The 19,209-nt window shown below is 67.5% G+C and carries 21 protein-coding genes; 11 read left to right on the forward strand and 10 right to left on the reverse strand.

Features of this window, described 5'->3' with window-relative positions; all coding sequences use genetic code 11:
• Positions 1–120: 120 nt before the first annotated feature.
• From IIE29_RS12025 to IIE29_RS12040, 4 genes are all read right to left on the reverse strand, one after another.
• On the reverse strand, positions 121–1,173 hold the full coding sequence (locus IIE29_RS12025) for an aspartate-semialdehyde dehydrogenase (RefSeq protein ID WP_209325525.1): 1,053 nt from the start codon (positions 1,171–1,173) through the stop codon (positions 121–123).
• The gene (locus IIE29_RS12030; protein ID WP_209325526.1) at positions 1,170–2,495 is read right to left on the reverse strand and encodes an aspartate kinase; all 1,326 of its coding nucleotides are present in this window, start codon (positions 2,493–2,495) and stop codon (positions 1,170–1,172) included. Before IIE29_RS12030 ends, IIE29_RS12025 begins: the two co-directional genes overlap by 4 nt.
• 306 nt (positions 2,496–2,801) lie before the next feature.
• Positions 2,802–3,407: a recombination mediator RecR gene (gene recR / locus IIE29_RS12035; RefSeq protein WP_209325527.1), complete on the reverse strand. Its 606-nt coding sequence runs from the start codon at positions 3,405–3,407 to the stop codon at positions 2,802–2,804.
• The gene (locus IIE29_RS12040) at positions 3,404–6,526 is read right to left on the reverse strand and encodes a DNA polymerase III subunit gamma and tau (protein WP_209325528.1); all 3,123 of its coding nucleotides are present in this window, start codon (positions 6,524–6,526) and stop codon (positions 3,404–3,406) included. The genes recR and IIE29_RS12040 overlap by 4 nt, the downstream gene beginning before the upstream one ends.
• A gap of 129 nt (positions 6,527–6,655) precedes the next feature.
• Here IIE29_RS12040 and IIE29_RS12045 point away from each other — a divergent pair, with 129 nt between their 5' ends.
• From IIE29_RS12045 to IIE29_RS12075, 7 genes are all read left to right on the forward strand, one after another.
• Positions 6,656–7,318, forward strand: coding sequence for a DUF1707 SHOCT-like domain-containing protein (locus IIE29_RS12045; protein ID WP_209325529.1), 663 nt, complete (start codon positions 6,656–6,658; stop codon positions 7,316–7,318).
• Positions 7,315–7,536, forward strand: a complete 222-nt coding sequence (locus IIE29_RS12050; protein ID WP_209325530.1) for a hypothetical protein — start codon at positions 7,315–7,317, stop codon at positions 7,534–7,536. Before IIE29_RS12045 ends, IIE29_RS12050 begins: the two co-directional genes overlap by 4 nt.
• A gap of 70 nt (positions 7,537–7,606) precedes the next feature.
• Positions 7,607–8,218: a DUF4178 domain-containing protein gene (locus IIE29_RS16900; protein ID WP_209325531.1), complete on the forward strand. Its 612-nt coding sequence runs from the start codon at positions 7,607–7,609 to the stop codon at positions 8,216–8,218.
• Positions 8,218–8,793 (forward strand): DUF2617 family protein, encoded by a 576-nt coding sequence (locus IIE29_RS12060; RefSeq protein WP_209325532.1) that lies wholly within the window; start codon positions 8,218–8,220, stop codon positions 8,791–8,793. Before IIE29_RS16900 ends, IIE29_RS12060 begins: the two co-directional genes overlap by 1 nt.
• Positions 8,790–9,218, forward strand: coding sequence for a hypothetical protein (locus IIE29_RS12065; protein WP_209325533.1), 429 nt, complete (start codon positions 8,790–8,792; stop codon positions 9,216–9,218). The genes IIE29_RS12060 and IIE29_RS12065 overlap by 4 nt, the downstream gene beginning before the upstream one ends.
• 18 nt (positions 9,219–9,236) lie before the next feature.
• Entirely contained in the window at positions 9,237–9,665 is a 429-nt protein-coding gene (locus IIE29_RS12070; protein ID WP_209325534.1) for a DUF350 domain-containing protein, read from the forward strand.
• Positions 9,662–11,245 carry a polyamine aminopropyltransferase gene (locus IIE29_RS12075; RefSeq protein WP_246475928.1) on the forward strand — a complete coding sequence of 528 codons (1,584 nt, stop codon included), beginning with the start codon at positions 9,662–9,664 and terminating at the stop codon, positions 11,243–11,245. The genes IIE29_RS12070 and IIE29_RS12075 overlap by 4 nt, the downstream gene beginning before the upstream one ends.
• 33 nt (positions 11,246–11,278) lie before the next feature.
• Here IIE29_RS12075 and IIE29_RS12080 read toward each other — a convergent pair whose 3' ends face one another.
• From IIE29_RS12080 to IIE29_RS12090, 3 genes are all read right to left on the reverse strand, one after another.
• Positions 11,279–11,593: a DUF4190 domain-containing protein gene (locus IIE29_RS12080; protein WP_209325535.1), complete on the reverse strand. Its 315-nt coding sequence runs from the start codon at positions 11,591–11,593 to the stop codon at positions 11,279–11,281.
• A gap of 118 nt (positions 11,594–11,711) precedes the next feature.
• Positions 11,712–12,305: a TIGR03085 family metal-binding protein gene (locus tag IIE29_RS12085; RefSeq protein ID WP_209325536.1), complete on the reverse strand. Its 594-nt coding sequence runs from the start codon at positions 12,303–12,305 to the stop codon at positions 11,712–11,714.
• 30 nt (positions 12,306–12,335) lie between these two features.
• The gene (locus IIE29_RS12090) at positions 12,336–13,238 is read right to left on the reverse strand and encodes a Sir2 family NAD-dependent protein deacetylase (RefSeq protein WP_209325537.1); all 903 of its coding nucleotides are present in this window, start codon (positions 13,236–13,238) and stop codon (positions 12,336–12,338) included.
• Positions 13,239–13,295: 57 nt separating this feature from the next.
• Here IIE29_RS12090 and IIE29_RS12095 point away from each other — a divergent pair, with 57 nt between their 5' ends.
• From IIE29_RS12095 to IIE29_RS12110, 4 genes are all read left to right on the forward strand, one after another.
• Positions 13,296–13,745, forward strand: a complete 450-nt coding sequence (locus IIE29_RS12095; protein ID WP_209325538.1) for a flavodoxin family protein — start codon at positions 13,296–13,298, stop codon at positions 13,743–13,745.
• Positions 13,746–13,882: 137 nt separating this feature from the next.
• Entirely contained in the window at positions 13,883–14,305 is a 423-nt protein-coding gene (locus IIE29_RS12100) for a hypothetical protein (protein WP_209325539.1), read from the forward strand.
• Positions 14,306–14,341: 36 nt separating this feature from the next.
• Positions 14,342–14,680 carry a winged helix-turn-helix domain-containing protein gene (locus tag IIE29_RS12105; RefSeq protein ID WP_209325540.1) on the forward strand — a complete coding sequence of 113 codons (339 nt, stop codon included), beginning with the start codon at positions 14,342–14,344 and terminating at the stop codon, positions 14,678–14,680.
• Positions 14,681–14,750: 70 nt separating this feature from the next.
• Positions 14,751–16,169, forward strand: coding sequence for an amidase (locus tag IIE29_RS12110; RefSeq protein ID WP_246475929.1), 1,419 nt, complete (start codon positions 14,751–14,753; stop codon positions 16,167–16,169).
• Positions 16,170–16,189: 20 nt separating this feature from the next.
• On the opposite strand, the gene IIE29_RS12115 is transcribed toward IIE29_RS12110, so the two are convergent.
• From IIE29_RS12115 to IIE29_RS12125, 3 genes are all read right to left on the reverse strand, one after another.
• Complete coding sequence (locus tag IIE29_RS12115) at positions 16,190–17,251, reverse strand: FUSC family protein (RefSeq protein ID WP_343071901.1); 1,062 nt, start codon at positions 17,249–17,251, stop codon at positions 16,190–16,192.
• Between the two features lie 124 nt (positions 17,252–17,375).
• A complete protein-coding gene (locus IIE29_RS12120) occupies positions 17,376–18,560 on the reverse strand; it encodes an RNA polymerase sigma factor (RefSeq protein ID WP_209325726.1) in 1,185 nt (394 codons plus the stop codon).
• Between the two features lie 27 nt (positions 18,561–18,587).
• Positions 18,588–18,995 (reverse strand): YciI family protein, encoded by a 408-nt coding sequence (locus IIE29_RS12125; RefSeq protein ID WP_209325543.1) that lies wholly within the window; start codon positions 18,993–18,995, stop codon positions 18,588–18,590.
• Positions 18,996–19,209 lie beyond the last annotated feature (214 nt).

Genomic DNA, 19,209 nt, shown 5'->3' on the forward strand with positions numbered 1-19,209 from the left:
CAGAACCGAAACGTTCCTCGGGGTTGGATTCGAGCGAAGCCTTGAGCGACGCCGGTTGCCCGCGTCGCGAGACGACGAACCGCCCGGGAGGACCCTCCCGGGCGGTTCGGCAGGTGACCGTCAGGCTGCCTGTGCTTCGATCTTCGCAGCCAGCAGCGCGGCGATCTGCACAGTGTTCAGTGCCGCGCCCTTGCGCAGATTGTCGTTGGCGACGAAGAGGACGAGGCCCTTGCCGGCAGGTGCTGACTGATCGGCGCGGATACGGCCGACGAAGCTGGCGTCCCGGCCCGCCGCCTTGAGCGGGGTCGGCACCTCGTCGAGGACGACGCCGGGAGCCTCACCGAGCACCTCGGTCGCGCGCTCGGGGGTGATGTCGGAATCGAATTCGGCGTGGATGCTCAGACTGTGCCCGGTGAACACAGGCACGCGCACGCAGGTGCCGGCGACCAGGAGCTCGGGCAGTCCGAGGATCTTCCGGCTCTCGTTGCGCAGCTTCTGCTCTTCATCGGTTTCGTTCTGTCCGTCGTCGACGACCGCCCCGGCCATGGGCAGGACGTTGAACGCGATCGGTTCGACGTAGTTGTCCGGCTCCGGCAGGGACACTGCCGAGCCGTCGCGGGTGAGCTTCCGGGCATCGGCGATGCCTGCCTCGAGCTGACCGGCGAGCTCTTCGACGCCGGACAGGCCCGAGCCGGATACGGCCTGGTAGGTGGCCACCGTGAGACGGCGCAGACCGGCCTCGGCGTGGAGGGCCTTGAGCACGGGCATGGCGGCCATGGTCGTGCAGTTCGGGTTCGCGATGATGCCCTTGGCCACCGCGTCGAGTGCCTCGGGGTTGACCTCGCTGACGACGAGCGGGACCTCTGGGTCCGAACGCCAGGCCGAGGAGTTGTCGACGACGACGACCCCGGCCGCGGCGAATCGCTCGGCCTGCGCCTTCGAGGTCGCCCCGCCGGCGGAGAACAGCGCGATGTCGAGTCCGCTCGGATCCGCCTCCGCGGCGTCTTCGACGGTGATGGACTGTCCCTTGAAGTCGATGGTGCTCCCGGCCGAACGGGCCGAGGCGAACAGCCTCAGGGTGCCGATCTCGAACCCTGGATCGTCTGCCAGGAGGTCGAGCATGACGCCTCCGACCTGGCCGGTCGCTCCGACTACTCCGATATTCACGCTCATCGTCCGGTACCTCCGTACACCACTGCTTCGTTGTCTTCGCTGTTGAGTCCGTAGGCGGCGTGGGCGGCACGGACCGCGTCGTCGAGCAGGTCTGCTCGGGTGACGACGCTGATGCGGATCTCCGAGGTGGAGATCATGTCGATGTTGACCTGTGCGTCGCTGAGGGCCTCGAACAGAGTGGCCGTGACGCCCGGGTGGGAGCGCATTCCGGCTCCGACGACGGAGAGCTTGCCGATCTGGTCGTCGTAGCGGACCTGATCGAAGCCGATCTGGGTCTTCACTGCGTCGAGGGCTTCCAGCGCTTTGGCTCCGTCGGCCATGGGCAGGGTGAAGGAGATGTCCGTTTTGCCCGGCTCACGGGTGGAGATGTTCTGGACGATCATGTCGATGTTGGCCTCTTGCCGGGCCAGAGTGTTGAAGATCTCCGCAGCCTTGCCGGGGACATCGGGAACGCCGACGATCGTGACCTTGGCTTCCGAGCGGTCATGGGCGACGCCGGAAATGATTGCCTGTTCCATGGTGGACTCCGTTTCTGATTCCGCTGCCGGGGTCGACTTTCCCCGACCCTGTCGGAAGGCTTCGGGGATGGGTGAATCCGTCACCCAGGTTCCTTGCTTGCGAGAGAATGAGGACCGCACATGCACCGGCACGTTGTAGCGGCGCGCATATTCGACACAGCGGAGCATGAGGACCTTGGCGCCCGAGGCGGCCATCTCCATCATCTCCTCATAGCCGATCTCGTCGATTTTGCGTGCCGAGGGCACGATGCGCGGGTCGGCGGTGAAGACGCCGTCGACGTCCGTGTAGATCTCGCAGACATCGGCATCGAGGGAGGCGGCAAGCGCAACGGCCGTGGTGTCGGAGCCGCCGCGGCCGAGCGTGGTGATGTTCTTCGCGGTCTGGCTGACTCCCTGGAAACCCGCGACGATGGCGACATATCCCTCGTCGAGGGACGAACGGATCCGGCCGGGCGTGACGTCGATGATGCGGGCCTTGCCGAACTGCTCATCGGTGATGACTCCGGCCTGTGAACCGGTGAATGACTGGGCTTCGAACCCGAGGTTGGCGATCGCCATGGCCAGGACCGCCATCGAGATGCGCTCACCGGCGGTCAGCAGCATGTCGAGTTCGCGGGCGGGGGGCATGGGGGAAACCTGTTGGGCCAAGTCGATGAGATCATCGGTACTGTCACCCATGGCCGACACCACGACGACAACCTCGTGGCCGGCTTGACGGTACTCGACAATTCGTTTGGCCACCCGTTTGACCGATTCCGCATCGGCTACCGAGGACCCACCGAACTTCTGGACGACTATGCTCACTGCAGTATCTTCCTTATCGCTGATAAGTTCCGTGCCAGGTGATCGATTCCATGGTTCCAAACATGGAGGTCTCGTGCTGCATCGATCAGGATTTCAGCCGTGTCGGGCTCCCGGCACCTCGACCATTGTATGAGGTAGGTCATCTCGGTTCACCTTCGCCCATCATTCAGACCCTCGTCCGACGCCCCTGCGTCCCCACCGGCCGGCCCCGCCGAACCGCCGCCGATGCTGGCCGCGCGGAGGTCGGCGACCCGGCTGTCGGAGGCTGCTGAGAGATCCGCCGGAGAGATGCCGACGTGCTTCGTCTCAGTCGATTTCGCGTCGGCCCGAGAAGGCTCGGCCCAAGGTGACCTCGTCGGCGTATTCGAGGTCGCCGCCGACGGGAAGGCCCGAGGCAAGGCGGGTCACGGTCACACCGAGCGATCCGAGCAGACGCACGAGATAGGTGGCGGTGGCCTCGCCTTCGAGATTGGGATCGGTGGCGATGACGGTCTCTTTGACCTCACCGTCCTGCAGACGGGTCATGAGTTCCTTGATGCGCAGGTTGTCCGGGCCGACTCCGGCCATCGGGTCGATCGCTCCGCCGAGGACATGGTAGAGGCCGCGGTATTCGCGGGTGCGCTCGATGGCCACGACGTCCTTGGGCTCCTCGACCACGCAGATCATCGCTCGGTCGCGGCGCGGGTCCTGACAGACGGTGCATTCGGCCTCTTCGGACACGTTCCCGCAGATTTCGCAGAACCGCACTCGCTTCTTGACGTCGGTGAGGGCCTGCGCGAGAGCGCTGACGTCCTGGGCGTCGGTCTGCAGGATATGGAAGGCAAGACGCTGCGCCGACTTCGGCCCGATGCCCGGAAGCTTGCCGAACTCTTCGACCAAGTCCTGGAGGGCACCTTCGTATACAGCGCTCATACTTCTCTTTCGTCGATGATTTCGCCGCCGAGGACCCGCGCGATCACGTCGACTCCGATCTGCGGCGCCTCGGAGACGTCGAGGTCCGTCTCCGGATCATACTCGTCCTCGTCCGAGCCCGTGTTCTGCGGGTGGACGTCCGCATCGGGCGCCGAGGCGGGGTGCGGCCCCGCATCGTCAGCGGCGTCCGTCGACGGAGCGGAACCGAAACCGGCTCCGCCCGCTGGGGCGGTATGGACGCCGTGCTTCTCCGCGAGCGCGGCGAAGCGGGACTTGAACGGTTTCGCCTCATTCGCATGATTCGTCGCCGGCTGAGCGGACTGGACCTGCGGAACCGTCTGGACCGGGGGTGCAGCGGCCGCTCCCCCGACGCTTCCGGCGTCCCCGAGATCAGGGGAGTCGATGTCGTCGTCAGGTGGAGGGACGACGACGGCACCGACGTCGACAGCACCGCTGCCGGCGCTCGTCGCATCGAAATCGGAGGCGGCGTCCTGCTGCCCCGGTCCGGGCCCGTCGTGCCAGGTCGGCTCATCCCACCGCGGCTCGACGTACTCCATCGGCGAATGCCCGTCGAAGGAACCCCGGTTGTCGGACGGGGCGCCCGCCGGTCGGCCGCCGGCGTCAGAGGGGCCGGAGTCAGGGGAAGAACCGTCAAGGCCGGGCGCGGGGGGAACGGACGGCCCGGAACCCCCATGGTCATCGTCCGATCCGGTCTCCTGGTCGACAGGCGGCCCGAAGAAATCGTCATCGGAGAGATCGGGTACGAGGTTCGCGGGAGATCCGGCCTCGGAGTCACCGGTGTCGGCCGGGTCTACGGAAGCCGGCTCCGGGCCCGCGGGGGCCGGCTCGGGGCCGGGCTTCTCGGTCGCGTCGAGACGGCTGGGTTCAGAGGTCGGTTCGCTGAGTGGCCCCGGCTGGTCTCCCTCCTCGTCGTCGGAGGACCAGGGGCCCTGCGTCGGCCCGCTCGGCTCCCAGAACTTCTCGTGGTCGACCTGCGGCTTGTCGACCTCCCGGGTGCCGACGACCGCCGCGACCTCCTGCGGGCTCGGCCGGCGCTGACTGGGAGCCGGACCGCGATTGCCTCCGGTGTCGTTCGCGGGCGGGTTCGAGGCGCCCTTGCCCTGATGAGTGCCGCTTCGGGCCTGTCCTCCGCCGCCGATGCGGCCGACGTCGCCGATGTCGATGCGTGCCTGGATGCCGAGGACGTCGCTGATCGCGGCGGCCAGCTTGGCCGCGTGATCGCGCTGCTGGAACCCCTGCACGGAGCCGGAGTTGTTGAAGCCGAGGTAGACCACGCCATCGGAGAACGACTGCGGGATCGCGTTGGCCGCGATGATCGCACGCGTGAGACGGCTGCGCTTCTCCACGGCGGCGAGAATGCTCGGCCAGGCGCGACGGATCGCTTCGATCTCTCCGCCGATGTCGCCTGATCCCGCCACCGAGGTGGCCTCAGGCGCCGCTGCCGACTCGGGTGCGGAGGCGGCCTGTTCGGGCACATCCCGCTGCGGTTGCGCAGTATGCTGCGGTTCCGCGGTATGCTGCGGTTCCGCGGTACGCTGCGGTTCGTTCGGACGTGAGGATCCTGGCTGCTGGTCGCCCGATTCCGGTGCAGGGGCGGACTCGGGCGCTTGCTCGGCCGGCGCCGGCTCTTCGGATTCCGAAGGCTGAGCCGACTCGGCCGGGGAGTTGAGCATCGACTCGGCGGCGACGGCCATGGCCGCGATGTCGTCGAAGTCGTCGTAGCCCGCCGCAACCGGGGGCTGGTTCGTCCGGGATGCCGCATTCTGCGGCGTCCCGCTGGCTTGGGAAGCACTCTCGGGCGCCTGCGTCTGCCCGTGAGCGGACTCCGGCGCCTGCGCGGCCGCCTGGCCCTGCGTCGGCGCCTGGCCCTGCGTCGATGCCTGACCGGGATCCTGCGCCTGTGCGGGCGGCAGATTCGCGGCCGCGCCCGTGGCCGACATCCCGATGCGACGCTCCATCCGCTCGACCCGGCTGAGGACGGCATCGCGGCTGCGTCCCGAACCAGGCAGCAGAATGCGTGCGCAGATGAGTTCGAGCTGCAGCCTCGGCGAGGTCGCTCCCGACATCTCTGTCAGGCCGACGTTGAGCAGATCGGCCGCACGTGAGAGCTCGCCCTGACCGAAGCCGTTGGCCTGCAGGGTCAGACGCTCCAAGCGGTCCGGCGGCACTTCGGGCAGGAAGGCGTGCGCGGCTTCGGGGGCGGCGTTGATGACGATGAGGTCGCGGAAGCGCTCAAGCAGATCCTCGACGAACCGTCTGGGGTCCTGACCGGACTCGATGACCCGCTCCACAGCGCGGAAGACCCCGGCTCCGTCACCGGCGGAGAAAGCGTCGACGATATCGGACAGCAGAGAGTCCGGGGTGTAGCCGAGCAGCGCGATGGCCCGACCGTAGTCGACTCCGTCGGGACCGGAACCGGCGATGAGCTGGTCGAGCACCGACAGGGTGTCGCGCACGGATCCTCCACCGGCACGCACGACCAGTGGCAGCACTCCCTTGGCCACCTGCACGCCCTCGCGGTTGCACAGGTCGTCGAGATAGCTGTTCAGCGCCTCGGGCGGCACCAGCCGGAAGGGATAGTGATGGGTCCGCGAGCGGATCGTGCCGATGACCTTCTCCGGCTCGGTCGTGGCGAAGACGAACTTGATGTGCGGCGGCGGTTCTTCGACGATCTTGAGCAGAGCGTTGAATCCCTGTGAGGTGACCATGTGCGCCTCATCGAGGATGAAGACCTTGTACCGATCGCGTGCCGGCGCGTAGATGGCACGTTCACGCAGGTCGCGGGCGTCATCGACGCCGTTGTGGCTGGCCGCGTCGATCTCGACGACGTCGAGCGAGCCCGGTCCGCCGTTGGCCAGATCGCGACAGCTCGGGCATTCGCCGCAGGGCACCGGGGTCGGGCCCTGCTCACAGTTGAGGCACCTGGCCAGGATCCGCGCCGAGGTGGTCTTTCCGCACCCGCGCGGACCGGAGAAGAGGTAGGCATGGTTGATGCGGCCGCGCTCGATGGCGGCCTTCAGCGGATCGGTCACATGCTCTTGACCGATGACCTCGTCGAAGGTTTCTGGGCGGTATCTTCTGTACAGTGCGGTGGACACGTCCCCTAGCCTAATGCCAACGGCTGACACGAGATACGGGCGCGGTCCCAGCGTCTGCCGCACCCGCTGCCCCCCAGCGCGAGCGTCCCGCCGTTGTCGCCCACCAGCCGATCGGGCACGATAGGAATCATGAGCCACGCCACCCCCGATCCCGAACAGAACGATCCCGCGAAGACCTTCCGCATCGGTCACAAGGAACGCGACGATGCCATCGAGATTCTGCGCGAGGCCGCCGGCGACGGCAGGATCACGGTCTCCGAGCTCGACGAACGGATGGAGCAGGTCCAGGCCGCGAAGTTCCCCGCCGACCTCGACGAGGTGCTCTCCGATCTCGTCACCGAGCTGCCCTCCGACAGATTCCGCCCCGCCTCGGCGATCACCGCCGCCCGTGGACGCGCGCACCCTGTCACCGGTTGGGACCGTTTCGACCCGCTCGTCATCAGGGCCGGCTGGGAATCGGAGAACCGGCGGGCCCGATGGGCGGTGCCGCCGCACATCCGCTGCGAACCGTCGATGTCGAACATCGAACTCAACTTCCTCGAGGTCGACACCGACCTCGAGGTCATCGAGGTCGAGATCGTCGCAGGCATGGGTTCGGTCATCGTCGTCATCCCCGAAGACTGGGGCGTCAACGTCGATCAGCTCTCGAAGACCTGGGGCAACGTGAGGTCCGCGGTCAACGCGGTGCCCGCCGGCAGACGGCCCCTCGTGCGCGTGGGCGGTTCGATCGGCATGGGCTCCTTCAGGGCCCGGTTCGCAAACTACTTCGACCGACGACGAATGGCGAAATGATGGAACCCGGACTCGGCGCGGTCATCTTCCTCACCTTCTGCATCATCGCCGTCTTCAGCCTCGGAGCGCTCCTCGTCTACCGGGTGATGACCCGACCGGGCACCCATATCGGCTCCCGCCTGCCCAAACACGACCCCCACGCCGAGGAGGATCCCGCCGATCCGCAGCGCCCGGCCCCCGAAGATCCGGAGGGAGATCCCGGCACGGACCCGCGATGACCGCCCTGGAGGGCCGGGTCGACTACAGTGGTGCTGGACCAACCCGGCCACCGAACCGAAGCAGGCTCTCGTGCCCTCAGAAGTCATCATCGTCGTCCTCGTCTTCGTCATCGTCGTCCTCATCACCGTGGCGATCGTCCTCGCCCGTTCGGCCAAGGCACGCCGGGCACGGTCCGACGCTCCTGCGGCGCCGCGCGACCCGTTCGCCGCGGAGCAGAACACCGGCGGGGATCCCGAATCGATCAAGGCCGGAGACCTCCTCGAGTTCGGCAACGAGAAGTTCTTCGTCCGCGGCACTCTGCGCATCTCCGAGGGCGGCTACGACTGGGCCGAACACTTCTTCCAAGCTGACTCCTCGGCGACCCGCATGTGGCTGAGCGTCGAACGCGATCCGGACGTGCAGATCGCGCGCTGGCGGGACCGGCCCGACCTCGACATCGAACCGAAGGCGCGGACGATCACCATCGACGGCACCGACTATGAGCTGGTCGAACACGGCACCGCCTCCTACCGGTCCGAAGGCACCACGGGACTCAACGAGAAGGGCGGGGTCGACTATGTCGACTATCAATCCGGCGACGGCCGTCAGCTCTCCTTCGAACGCTTCGACCACGGACGCTGGGAAGTGAGCACGGGCGAATCGGTGCCGGTGGGCTCCTTCACGATCTACTCCGGCAGCTGATGCGCACGCTCCCCCGCCCCCTCGACGTCGCCTTCACCGACACCAGCTCCGAGGCGCTGCGCTTCAGTCTCGCCCATGACCGGATCGCCCCGCTGGCCACCCGCGTCATCGACGTGCCCTCCCGCACGAAGACTCCGGCACCCCTCGCGCTCGAGCTGACTGTCATCGGCTCCTCCCATCAGGTGATCCTGCGCGAGGCGAACAGCGATGCGCTCATCGAGACGTTCGCCTGCTTCGGCGAGGATGCCCGCGATTCGGCCTGTCCGGACTGGGGCCGGGAGTCGGTCCGTCACGGGCAGTGGGCCGGTTTCACTCAACATCGCTTCACCGCGACCCGGACGACCGTGCACGGAGATTTCCCGACAGCCGCCGCCGAGGTGCTCGCCACCGGTGAGAACCTGGCCGTCACCGCTGAGAACCACCTCTGGGTCGCGTTCCCCGGACAGGCGGGAGCGCTGACCGCGCTCGCGCTCACGAGGGCTGAACCCGGCAGGATCGGCTGGCAGTCCTGGCACTGCTATCCCCAGCATGAGGAGATCGTGCACAGCAGCAGCGAATTGAGATGGGCGGTATGAGTCAGGGACCGAACGTCTCGATGGGCGGAGGCTCCTTCGACTTCGACCGAGAGAACAACGGCCCGCAGCGGCCGGGCGGCCCGCAGCGCCCCGGCTCGGGCGGCTCGGGGCGGAAGCCGCGGCGCATCGGCTGCGGAACGATCATCGGAATCGTCATCGTCCTCATCGTCCTCGGCAACGTCTTCCGCGGCTGCGGTTCGTCCGCGGCGGCGAACTGCGGTGACTACGACCTCTCGAACGGCCAGTACGTCTCGAATCCCGGCAAGGGCGATTACGAGAAGAACGGCAGCAGCTACGACTACGTCGGCTGCGACACGTCCCGGTCCGGAGGCGGATTCTTCTTCATTCCGTTCCTCGGCGGCTCCGGCTCGAACTACGGCGACGGCTCAGGCTTCCGCGGCGGCGGGCCAGGCACCGGAAAATAGGCACAGCGAAAGGCAGACATGCTCCTCAGTTACCTCCTCTACGAGACCGGAGTCGTACTCTCCTATGCGGGCTGCGGCCTCCTCCTCATGGTCATCGGCTACTTCGTCGTCGACCTGCTCACCCCGGGCAAGCTCCATGTCATCCTGTGGGAGCAGAAGTCACGCAATGCCGCGGTCCTCGTCGCCTCTGATCTGGCCGGGGTGGCGATCATCGTCATCGCCGCCATCCGAGCAAGCTCCGATGACCTGACCGCAGGGATCCTGTCGACCCTCGTCTTCGGCATCCTCGGCATCATCCTCATGGGCGTGAGCTTCCTGCTCATCGGACTGCTCACCCCGGGCAAGACCGGCGACATCATCAATTCCTCACAGATGCACCCCGAGGTCTGGGTCAACGCCACCGCCCATCTGGGCATCGCGGGCATCATGGCCGCGGCCCTCCTTTGAGCACCGCCGAGGCGGCACGCCCGATCGCCCTGCCGATGAAGCCGGGCCCGGCCCGGTTCTTCGTTCTCCTCGCCGTCTTCATCTGCGCGAGCTGCGGCATGGTCTACGAGCTCGCGCTCGTGGCCCTCGGTTCCTATCTGCTCGGCGACACCATCGTCCAGGCCTCCATCGTCCTGGCCGTCATGGTCTTCGCCATGGGCATCGGTTCGCTCGCGACGAAGCGCCTGACCGAGTTCGCGGCCGTCTCCTTCGCCCTCATCGAGGCGGCCCTGGGCGTCATCGGCGGTCTGTCCGTCATCCTCCTGTACCTCGCATTCGCCTTCGCCGATGTGTACACGGTCGCGATGGTGGCGATGGCCTTCGTCATCGGCGCACTCATCGGTGCAGAGATCCCGCTGCTCATGGAGCTCGTCCAGCGGATCCGGGCGCAGAAGGCCTCGAGCGCCGTGGCCGATCTCTTCGCCGCCGACTATGTGGGCGGTCTGATCGGCGGTCTGGCCTTCCCGTTCCTCCTGCTGCCTCTGCTCGGTCTGCCGCGCGGGGCCCTGGCAGTTGGCATGACGAACACCGTCGTCGGGGTCCTCATCGTCCTCTGGCTCTTCCGCACCGAGCTCGCCCGCACCTCCCAGGCGCTGCTGGCAGCCCTGCTCGTCCTCATCGTCGGCGGGCTCACCGTCGTCTGGGTCTTCACCGACGATATCGAGGTCACGACCCGTCAGCGCCTCTACCGCGATCCCATCGTGCACTCGCAGCGTTCGGACTATCAGGAGATCGTCCTGACCGAGGCTCCGAAGACCGGCGACACCCGCCTGTATCTCAACGGTGATCTGCAGTTCGCCTCGGTCGACGAGTACCGCTACCACGAGAGCCTCGTGCATCCGCTGATGAACGGTCCGCGCCGAAAGGTGCTCGTCCTCGGCGGCGGGGACGGCCTGGCCGTGCGTGAGATCCTGAAGTATCCCGACGTCGAATCGGTCACTCTCGTCGACCTCGATCCGGCCGTCCTCGAGCTGGCCCGTTCCTCGGAGCACTTCACCGATTTCAACGGGGACTCCCTCGACGATCCGCGCGTGCACACCATCGCCGCCGATGCCTTCACCTGGCTGCGAGACGCCGAGCATCCCCGCTATGACGCGGTCATCGCCGATCTTCCCGACCCCGATGATGTCGCGACCTCGAAGCTCTACAGCATCGAGTTCTACGGACTCATCCGGCAGGTGATGTCGTCCGAGGCCCGCCTCGTCGTCCAGGCCGGGTCTCCGTTCTTCGCCCCCGAAGCCTATTGGGGCATCGGTCAGGCCGTCGCCGAGGCGGGGCTGTCGACCACGGCCTACCACGTCGACGTCCCCAGCTTCGGGGACTGGGGGTACTTCCTCGCCGACCTCGCCGGCCCCGGGCCCGAGGTGGGGCTGCCTCAGGACGCTCCCGACGACCTCCGGTTCGCCACCGACGAGGTCCTCGCCGCCTCGACGACGTTCCCACCCGACCGCGATCGCGCATCGGTCGACGAGGCGAAGGCGTCGACGCTGCTGCACCCGCGAGTGCTCGATCAGGAGCGGGGAGCCTGGGTCGGCTACTGAGCACCGGCCGAGGCCATGAGCGGGCCGATCGGTTCAGACCAGTAGGGCCGCCAAGCCGCTGGCCAGTCCGATGGAGATTCCGAGCAGCCAGCCGAGGACGAGCAGGGCGAGGAAGACGATGCCGAGGATGAAGCCCCATTTGCCCATCTCGTTGTCGGCGCGCCCGGCGGCCTTCGAACGGCTGCGCGCCATATGACCGGTGACGATGCCGATGACGGGTCCGAGGAAGTTGAAGCCGAGGAAGGTCGACAGGCTCGCCACGAGCGAGACGATGCCGAGCACCTTGCCCGGGTCCTCCTCGGCGCGCTGATCATAGGTGACGGGGTTCGGGGTGGGGGCTGCGTTCATGGTGCTTGATCTCCTGTGCGGTGACTGTTGAGACCAGCCTAGGAACACCATCCGGTCGCACGATATGGACTCATCCCCCGAACCGGTGGAGGTTTTCCCGAACCGCAGCGGTTCTGCCTCAGCTGATGTCGACGAGTGCGTGCTCCTCTCGACCCATGAGGTACAGGAGGAGTTCGAGCGGTTCGCCGGTGATCGTGGTCTCCGAGCCCTTGCCGCGCTTCCTCCCCGCCGTGCGGCTGGCGAATCCGGGCGCTGAGATCGTCACGGGGCCGTCAGCCTTCGCGGCGTAGGCCAGGAGTGCGAGGCGGGCCTGCGTCCACGCGGTCGCTTTCTCCGGCTGCGACAGGCGCCGGGGAATCCATTCCAGCGCCGCCCGTCGAATGTCCTCGTGGTGGACGAGGAATTCGGTCGTGTTCATCACCGACTCGACGCCCGGAAGGGCACCGGGGGTCCACTTCGGCGGGGCGGCGACGAGTCCGAGCAGCTGCGCAAAGGGCATCGAGGCGTAGTCGTTCTCCTTCGCCTCACGCCGAGCGTCGAACTTCGGCATGAAGATGCCCAGTGCCGCGGCCGGGTGACGTTCGCGGATGACGAGGTGGGTGACGAGATCCCTGGTCGTCCACCCCTCGCACAGGGTGGGGGCGTCCTCACCGGCACGGCGGGCGGTGTCGACGAGTCGCAGGCGTTCGGCGCGGGCCAGATTGTCTCTCATGCCCGCCAGTCTTCCATCTCCGGCTTGGATTCACCTGGATGCCCAAGCCGTGACGAAGTCGGCCACGCGGGAGATCGACCGGAAATCGGCGAGTTCGTCAGCGCGTGTGGGACCGTCGGTGACGATGACGACGGGTTTGCCCGCCTTCGCGGCGGCGCGGACGAAGCGCAGCCCCGACAGCACAGCGAGTGAGGACCCGAGCACGACGATGCCCCGGGCCTGCTCACAGATGCGGTTCGCCGTCTGCAGCCGGGCCGGCGGAACCGAGTCGCCGAAGTAGACGACATCGGGTTTGAGCATCCCGCCGCATTCGGGGCAGTCGGCGACGACGAAGCCCGCGGTGTCCTCGAATTCGACGTCGCCGTCGGGCGCGGTCTCGACGTCGATGGGGTCGATGCCGACCTCATGGGCGAAGTCGGGGTTGAGTTCGCTCAGTCTCCGCTGCATCCAGTCGCGGTCGATGAGATGGCCGTTGTCGAGGCAGATCACCCGGTCGAGGCTGCCGTGGAGGTCGACGACGGGACTCGGGGCGGGTCCGGACGGGCGTTCGGCGGCGACCGCCTCGGCGGCGGACTGGTGCAGCCCGTCGACGTTCTGGGTGACGATCCCGGCCACAGGCAGCTCGGCCAGACCGAGATGCCCCGCGTTCGGGCGCGTGCTGCGCATCCGGGGCCAGCCGATCCACGAACGCGCCCAGTACCGGGCACGTTGATCGGGGTGGGAGAGGAAGGTCTGGATGGTCATCGGCGTCCGCGGTGCGGCGTCGGGGCCGCGGTAGTCCGGGACTCCGGAGTCCGTGCTCATCCCGGCTCCGGTGAGCACCGCCCAATCCGCTGCGGAGTGCCGACCGGTGAGGACGTCGACGATCTCCTCGTCGGTATGGCTGGCCACGGGGCGCACGCGCCCGCGCAGGGGATCGAAGATGACGGCCATGCTCCCATCCTAGACGCGGGGGCTGACCTCGGGCATCCCCGCCGCTAGGGTGGATCCATGGCCAACGTTCTGCTCGTTCATCATTCCCCGTCCGATGCGACCGCCCGGATCGCCGAGGCGGCCCTGTCGGGGCTGCGGCTGCCCGAGCTCGGCGAGGTCGAGGTCACGGTGCGGCCCGCATTGGAAGCCGAGGTCGAAGACGTGCTCGCCGCCGATGCCTATGTGCTGGGCACGACCGCGAACTTCGGCTACATTTCCGGAGCCCTCAAGCACTTCTTCGACACCACCTACTACGCCGTGCGCGAGCCCACCGCCGGCAGGCCGTTCTCCTATTGGATCCACGGCGGCTACGACACGACCGGGGCCGAGACCGCGATGAAGCAGATCACCACCGGTCTGGGGTGGGCCCTGGCCTTCGATCCCCTCGTCTTCACCGGAGAGGTCACCGAAGATCATCTCGCCCGGGCCACGGAGCTCGCAGCCACCGTGGCCGCCTCGGCGGACTGACGCGCAGGCACCCCGGCCTCCCGCCCCCAGCAGCGAATCGCGAGAAAATACTTTCCATATTGGAAAGTATTTGATATTGTGGAAATACTTTCACGATGCAGCATCGGCTCGGTCGATGCCCGAGCAGAGGAGCTGACATGGACACCACTCCCACTCCCGACCAGGCGGCGGATCTTCTCGCGCAGGTCGAGGCGAACGAGCGGCACTCGCGAACCGGCGACGCATGGCCGTTGGTGACGCTGTTCTTCGTCCTCTCGGCGGGACTGTCGGTCGGACTCGTGGCGATCGGCGTCATCGACGACGTACCCACCCAGCTCATCGTCTTCTTCGCCGGACTGGCCTGGCTCGGACCGGCGCTCGTCGTCTACCTCGTCAAGGCTCTGAGCTGGAGCCGCCGTTCGGGCATCGTCCTGTTCACCTGGCTGGGGCTCATCCTCCTCGGCACCCTCGCCGGCATCATCGCCGATTCCTATGCGACGACCACTCCGGTGCCCTATGTCGCGGCCGGCCTCCTGTGGTTCGCCGCCCCGGTCTTCTCCTTCCTCGCCCTGCGGCGCTGATACGAGCATGTCACTGCGAAGGAACGGACATCTGCGATGACACCGAAGAAGAGCTCGACGGACGAGGAGCCGATCCCCCACCTCGGCGATTCCCTGGCGCGGCTGGAGCCGGACCTGAACAATCCCACTCGGCTGGGCATCGTCTCGAGCCTGAAGAACCGTGACCGGGCCGAGTTCAAGCTCCTGCGCGACTCGCTCGGAGTCTCCGATTCCGTGCTCTCCCGCCATATCAGCGCCTTGGAGAAGACCGAGATGGTCGAGGTGAAGAAAGGTTATGTGGGCAAGCGCCCGCGCACCTGGGTCTCGATCACCGGAGAAGGGGCGAAGCGGCTCGAAGCGCACGTTCGCGCACTGCGGGAGCTCGCCGGAGGCTGAACCCCCAAACGCTCATCTCCCCTGGTGAGACCATCGGCTAGGCTGGTGGAAACCGATGCGAGGAGGCATGATGAGCACCACAGCGACACCGACCGACCTGCACTTTCTGCAGCTGCACGAGATCTCTCATCTCATCCGCACCCGAGCGCTGAGCTCGCGGGAGGTCACCGAGGCGATGCTCGCTCGTATCGACGCTCTCGAACCCGCGCTCCAGTCCTTCGCGACGGTCATGGCCGAGACCGCGCTGGCCGAGGCCGATCGGGCCGATGCGCTCTCGGCCCGCGGCGATTGGCTCGGCGACCTGCACGGGGTGCCCGTGGCGGTCAAGGATCTCGCGAACACCCACGATGCGCCGACAGGTGCCGGAACCACCGTCCATGCGGACTACCAGCCCGATTCCGATGCCACCGTCGTCGCCAGGCTGCGTCGGGCCGGTGCCGTGGTCCTCGGCAAACTGCGCCTGACCGAAGGCGCCTTCACCGGCCACCACCCGGATCTGCCGACACCGGTCAACCCGTGGGACTCAGCCACCTGGTCGGGAGTGTCCTCGAGCGGATCCGGTGTCGCCACTGCCGGCGGGCTGTGCTTCGGCTCGCTGGGTTCGGACACCGGCGGGTCGATCCGTCTGCCGTCGGCCGCCAACGGCGTCACCGGTCTCAAGCCCACCTGGGGACGGGTCTCCAGGCATGGCATCTTCGGCCTCGCCCCGAGCCTCGACCACATCGGTCCGATGACGCGCAGCGCACGGGACGCGGCGATCGTCCTCGAAGCGATCGCCGGTCACGATCCGCTCGACCCCACCTCCTCGCTCGAGGCGACCCACTCCTACTCGAACCGGCTGAGTCTGGAGCGGGCACCGCTGGTCGGCTTCGACCGGGAACTCGCCCATACTCATTTCGACGAGGCGACGAATGCGATGCTCGAGTCGACCATCGAGGTCCTCACCGATCTGGGCTGGCGCGTCGTCGAGGTCGCCACGCCCGGTCTGACTGAGGCGGCAGCCGAGTGGACGGCGCTGTGCGGTGTCGAAACCGCGGGCGTCCATGCGGACACCTATCCGGCACGCGCCGAGGAATACGGTCCGGACCTGTCGGGGCTCATCGAGATCGGACGCGGCCTCAGCGCCGTCGACTACCACCGGCTGCTCGAGTCCAGACGTGCCTTCACCGGCCGGATGCGCGAGCTCATGTCCGATGTCGATCTTCTGCTGCTGCCGGGAATCGGCGTCGGTTCGCCGACGATCGAGCAGATGGCCGAACTGGCCACCGATCCGAAGCTGTTCACCGCCGTCACGGTGCCCACCGCCCCGATCGACAGCTGCGGGATGCCCTCACTCACCCTGCCAGCCGGGTCCACCGACCGCGGGACGCCTCTGGCCGCCCAGTTCGTCGCCGGTGATTTCAAGGAGCAGCTCGTCCTGGCCGCCGGCCACGCGTTCCAGCAGGCCACGGACTTCCACACCCGCCATCCGGAGGGCCTGAACAGCTGAGCGGATGCGCCCGATCCGCTTCAGTCGTCGTCATCGACGTTCGGCGACGACGCCGCCTCGGCCGGTCTTCTCCTCTCCCCGCGGAAGCCGACGAGGACGACGAGCATGCCCACGATGACGCCGATGACGGTTTCGACGGCACGTGAGGTCAGCAGCTCCGCTGCAGGCTGCGGATGGCCGAGCTGCGTCATCAGCAGAGCCAGCGGAGTGATGAAGAGCAGTGCCACGGAATAGTTGCGCAGCACGAAGATCTCGGCGAGGAACTGGAGCAGGATGACCCAGACGACGAGCTGCCAGGCCTCGGCGGGGAAGGACAGCAGGAAAGCGGTGACGACGACTCCGCCGAGCGTGCCGACCACGCGGTGGAGCCCGCGCTTGAGCCGGATCGAGCGCTTCGGCGGGGTGATCGGGGCGACCGCGGCGACCATCGCCCAGTAGCTGTGCGACAGCAGCGGCAGCACGTCGATGAGCAGTGTGCCCACAATCCCGGCGATGCACGGGGCGATGGTGAAGCGGACGGCATGGGCGGCGAGGTCGGCTTTACCCACCGGCGACAGGCCCACCCTGACGTAGGTCTCCTGGCCCGTGGGCATGCGCTCACCGACGAGGTGGGCCAGCGCACCCAGCCCGATGCTCACGAGCGCCGAGGCGGCTGCGATTCCCATGGCGACCGGGACGGAAGCACCGTTGGGAATCGAGCCGACCGCCCCGGTGGCGAAGATGAAGAAGATCGATCCGCCGGGCTTGAGACGGAAGCGCAGAGCGGTGGCCGCTCCCGCGCCCGAGACGAGCGAGGTGACGACGATGAGCACCCAGATCGAGGTGTGCGCGGTGCCCAGCAGCGCACCGATGCCGACGCAGGCGACGAGGACGGTGGCTGCGATCGCCTGTCGCCTGGTCCGCGAACGCGGGGATTCGAAGCGGGCGTAGATGCCGGTGAAGGCGCCGAAAGCCGCATAGACGGCGAGGTCGAGGCGGTCGACGCCGAGCAGCACGAGGAGCGGGATGGCCACTCCCAAAGCGATGCGGAACGCGGGAATGTGGTCGCGTTCGCCCGGTGGGATGCGGAAGAACTCCTGCACGTGGCTCAAACGGTGTCGGCCCCTTTCGGTCTCGGACATGGGATCGCGGGAGGGTGAGCCGGAGGCTCCCTCCGATCGTAATCGCCGAGCCGAGCCGGCGGCCCCGTCATGCCCGCAGGAGTGATCAACCTCGCTCCCCGGGCCGCCTGCGTGCGGCCCGCACCCGCGCGGCCTGCCGGTTCAGGTGGTCGCGCTCGGCCAGACTGCCCGCCCGCTCGGCGGCCCGGGCATAGAGCGCGGCCGCCCGCTCGGCCTCGTCGGCGCGTTCACGCAGGTGCGCCTCGACGGCGAAGTATCGCGGCAGGCTGTCCTCGAGGCTGCGCAGCTCGGCCAGACCGGCCGCGGGACCGTCGGCTTCTCCGACGGCGACCGCCCGATTGAGGCGGATGACCGGAGTGTCCTTCAGCCCGAGGAGCTCGTCGTACCATTCGACGATCTGCACCCAGTCGGTGTCTTCGACTCCTCGGGCATCGGCGTGAAGGGCGGCGATGGCCGCCTGCGCCTGGTATTCGCCGAGCTCGTCCCGGGCGAGCGCCGCCTGCAGGATCCCGACGCCTTCGGCGATGAGGGATGTGTCCCAGCGGGTTCTGTCCTGGTCGGCGAGGGCGATGAGCCGATCGTCCTCGTCGAACCGGGATGCCCGACGGGCATGGTGAAGGAGCATGAGCGCGAGCAGTCCGCTCACCTCGGCATCCGCGGTCATCGTTCGCAGTCTCCTGGTGAGTCGGATCGCTTCGGCGACGAGGTCGATGTCCCCGGAATGACCTTCGTTGAAGACCAGGTAGAGGGTGGCGAGGACTGAGCGCAGGTCACCGGGTCGGTTGAGGCGCCGACCGGCGAGGGTGCGTTTGGCACGGCTGATCCGCTGCCCCATCGTCGCTTCGGGCACCATATAGGCCTCGGCGATCTGCTTCGTCGTCAGACCGCCCACGGCACGCAGGGTCAGGGCCACCGCCGAGGAGGGACTGAGGTCCGGATGGGCACAGAGGAAGTAGAGCTCGAGGGTGTCGTCGGCCGTCGCCACGTGTCCGGCAGCGTCATCTTCCGCGGTTTCGAAGGCTGCGACGCGCTCCTCCCGCCTGCTCCGCGAGTCCTCGGCGCGCACGCTGTCGAGGAACTTCCGCCACGCCACGGTCACCAGCCAGCCCCGCTGATCACGGGGCGGATCGGCCGGCCACGTCTGCAGAGCTTCGACGAGCGCGTCCTGTACGGCGTCCTCGGCGGCCGCGAAATCCGCTCCGCGGCTGACGAGGATGCCGATGACGGCGGGGACGAGATCTCTCATCCCCGCCTCGGCGAGAGGATCCATGTCGGGCACGGTTCCCACGGCTCGTTCCTAGTCGCTCACGGTCGGCGCCTGGTCGAGGAAAGCACGCAGTTCGAGCCATTCGTTGATCGGCTCCCCTCCCCTGCCCGGTGCCGCCGAGAGCTCTCCGGCGAGTTCGAGCGCGCGATCGTAGGATTCGACGTCGATGATCATCCATCCGGCGATGAGGTCCTTGGTCTCGGGAAACGGACCGTCGGTGACCGGAGGCCGGCCCGCTCCCCCGGACTGGACGAAGGTGCCCTCGGGCGAGAGCGCCTGGGCGTCGACGAACTCGCCGGACTCCTTGAGCCGATCGGCGAAGTCGTTCATGTATGCGATGTGAGCCTCGACCTCATCGGGGCTCCACTGGTCCATCGGCGTGTAGTCCATGTATTCGCTCGGCATCCGGTAATGCTTGAGCATGAGGTACTTGGCCATGATCGTCTCCTTAGTCGTGAGTCGCCGGCACGGGATGTGCCCGCTGACATGCCTGGGACGGAGCCGGACGGTGCTTTTCGACATCCGTCGCGAGAAATCCTCACCAGAATAGGCAGATGGGTCCGAATCGAACCAGGGCTGCCGGGTGCAGAAGGTGAAAGGCGTCGCTTGGAACAAGTCCGGCATCTGTGTCGTTGAGTGGGGTATGGGCACC

The organism is Brevibacterium renqingii (genome assembly GCF_017808095.1).
Classification (GTDB): Bacteria; Actinomycetota; Actinomycetes; order Actinomycetales; family Brevibacteriaceae; genus Brevibacterium; species Brevibacterium renqingii.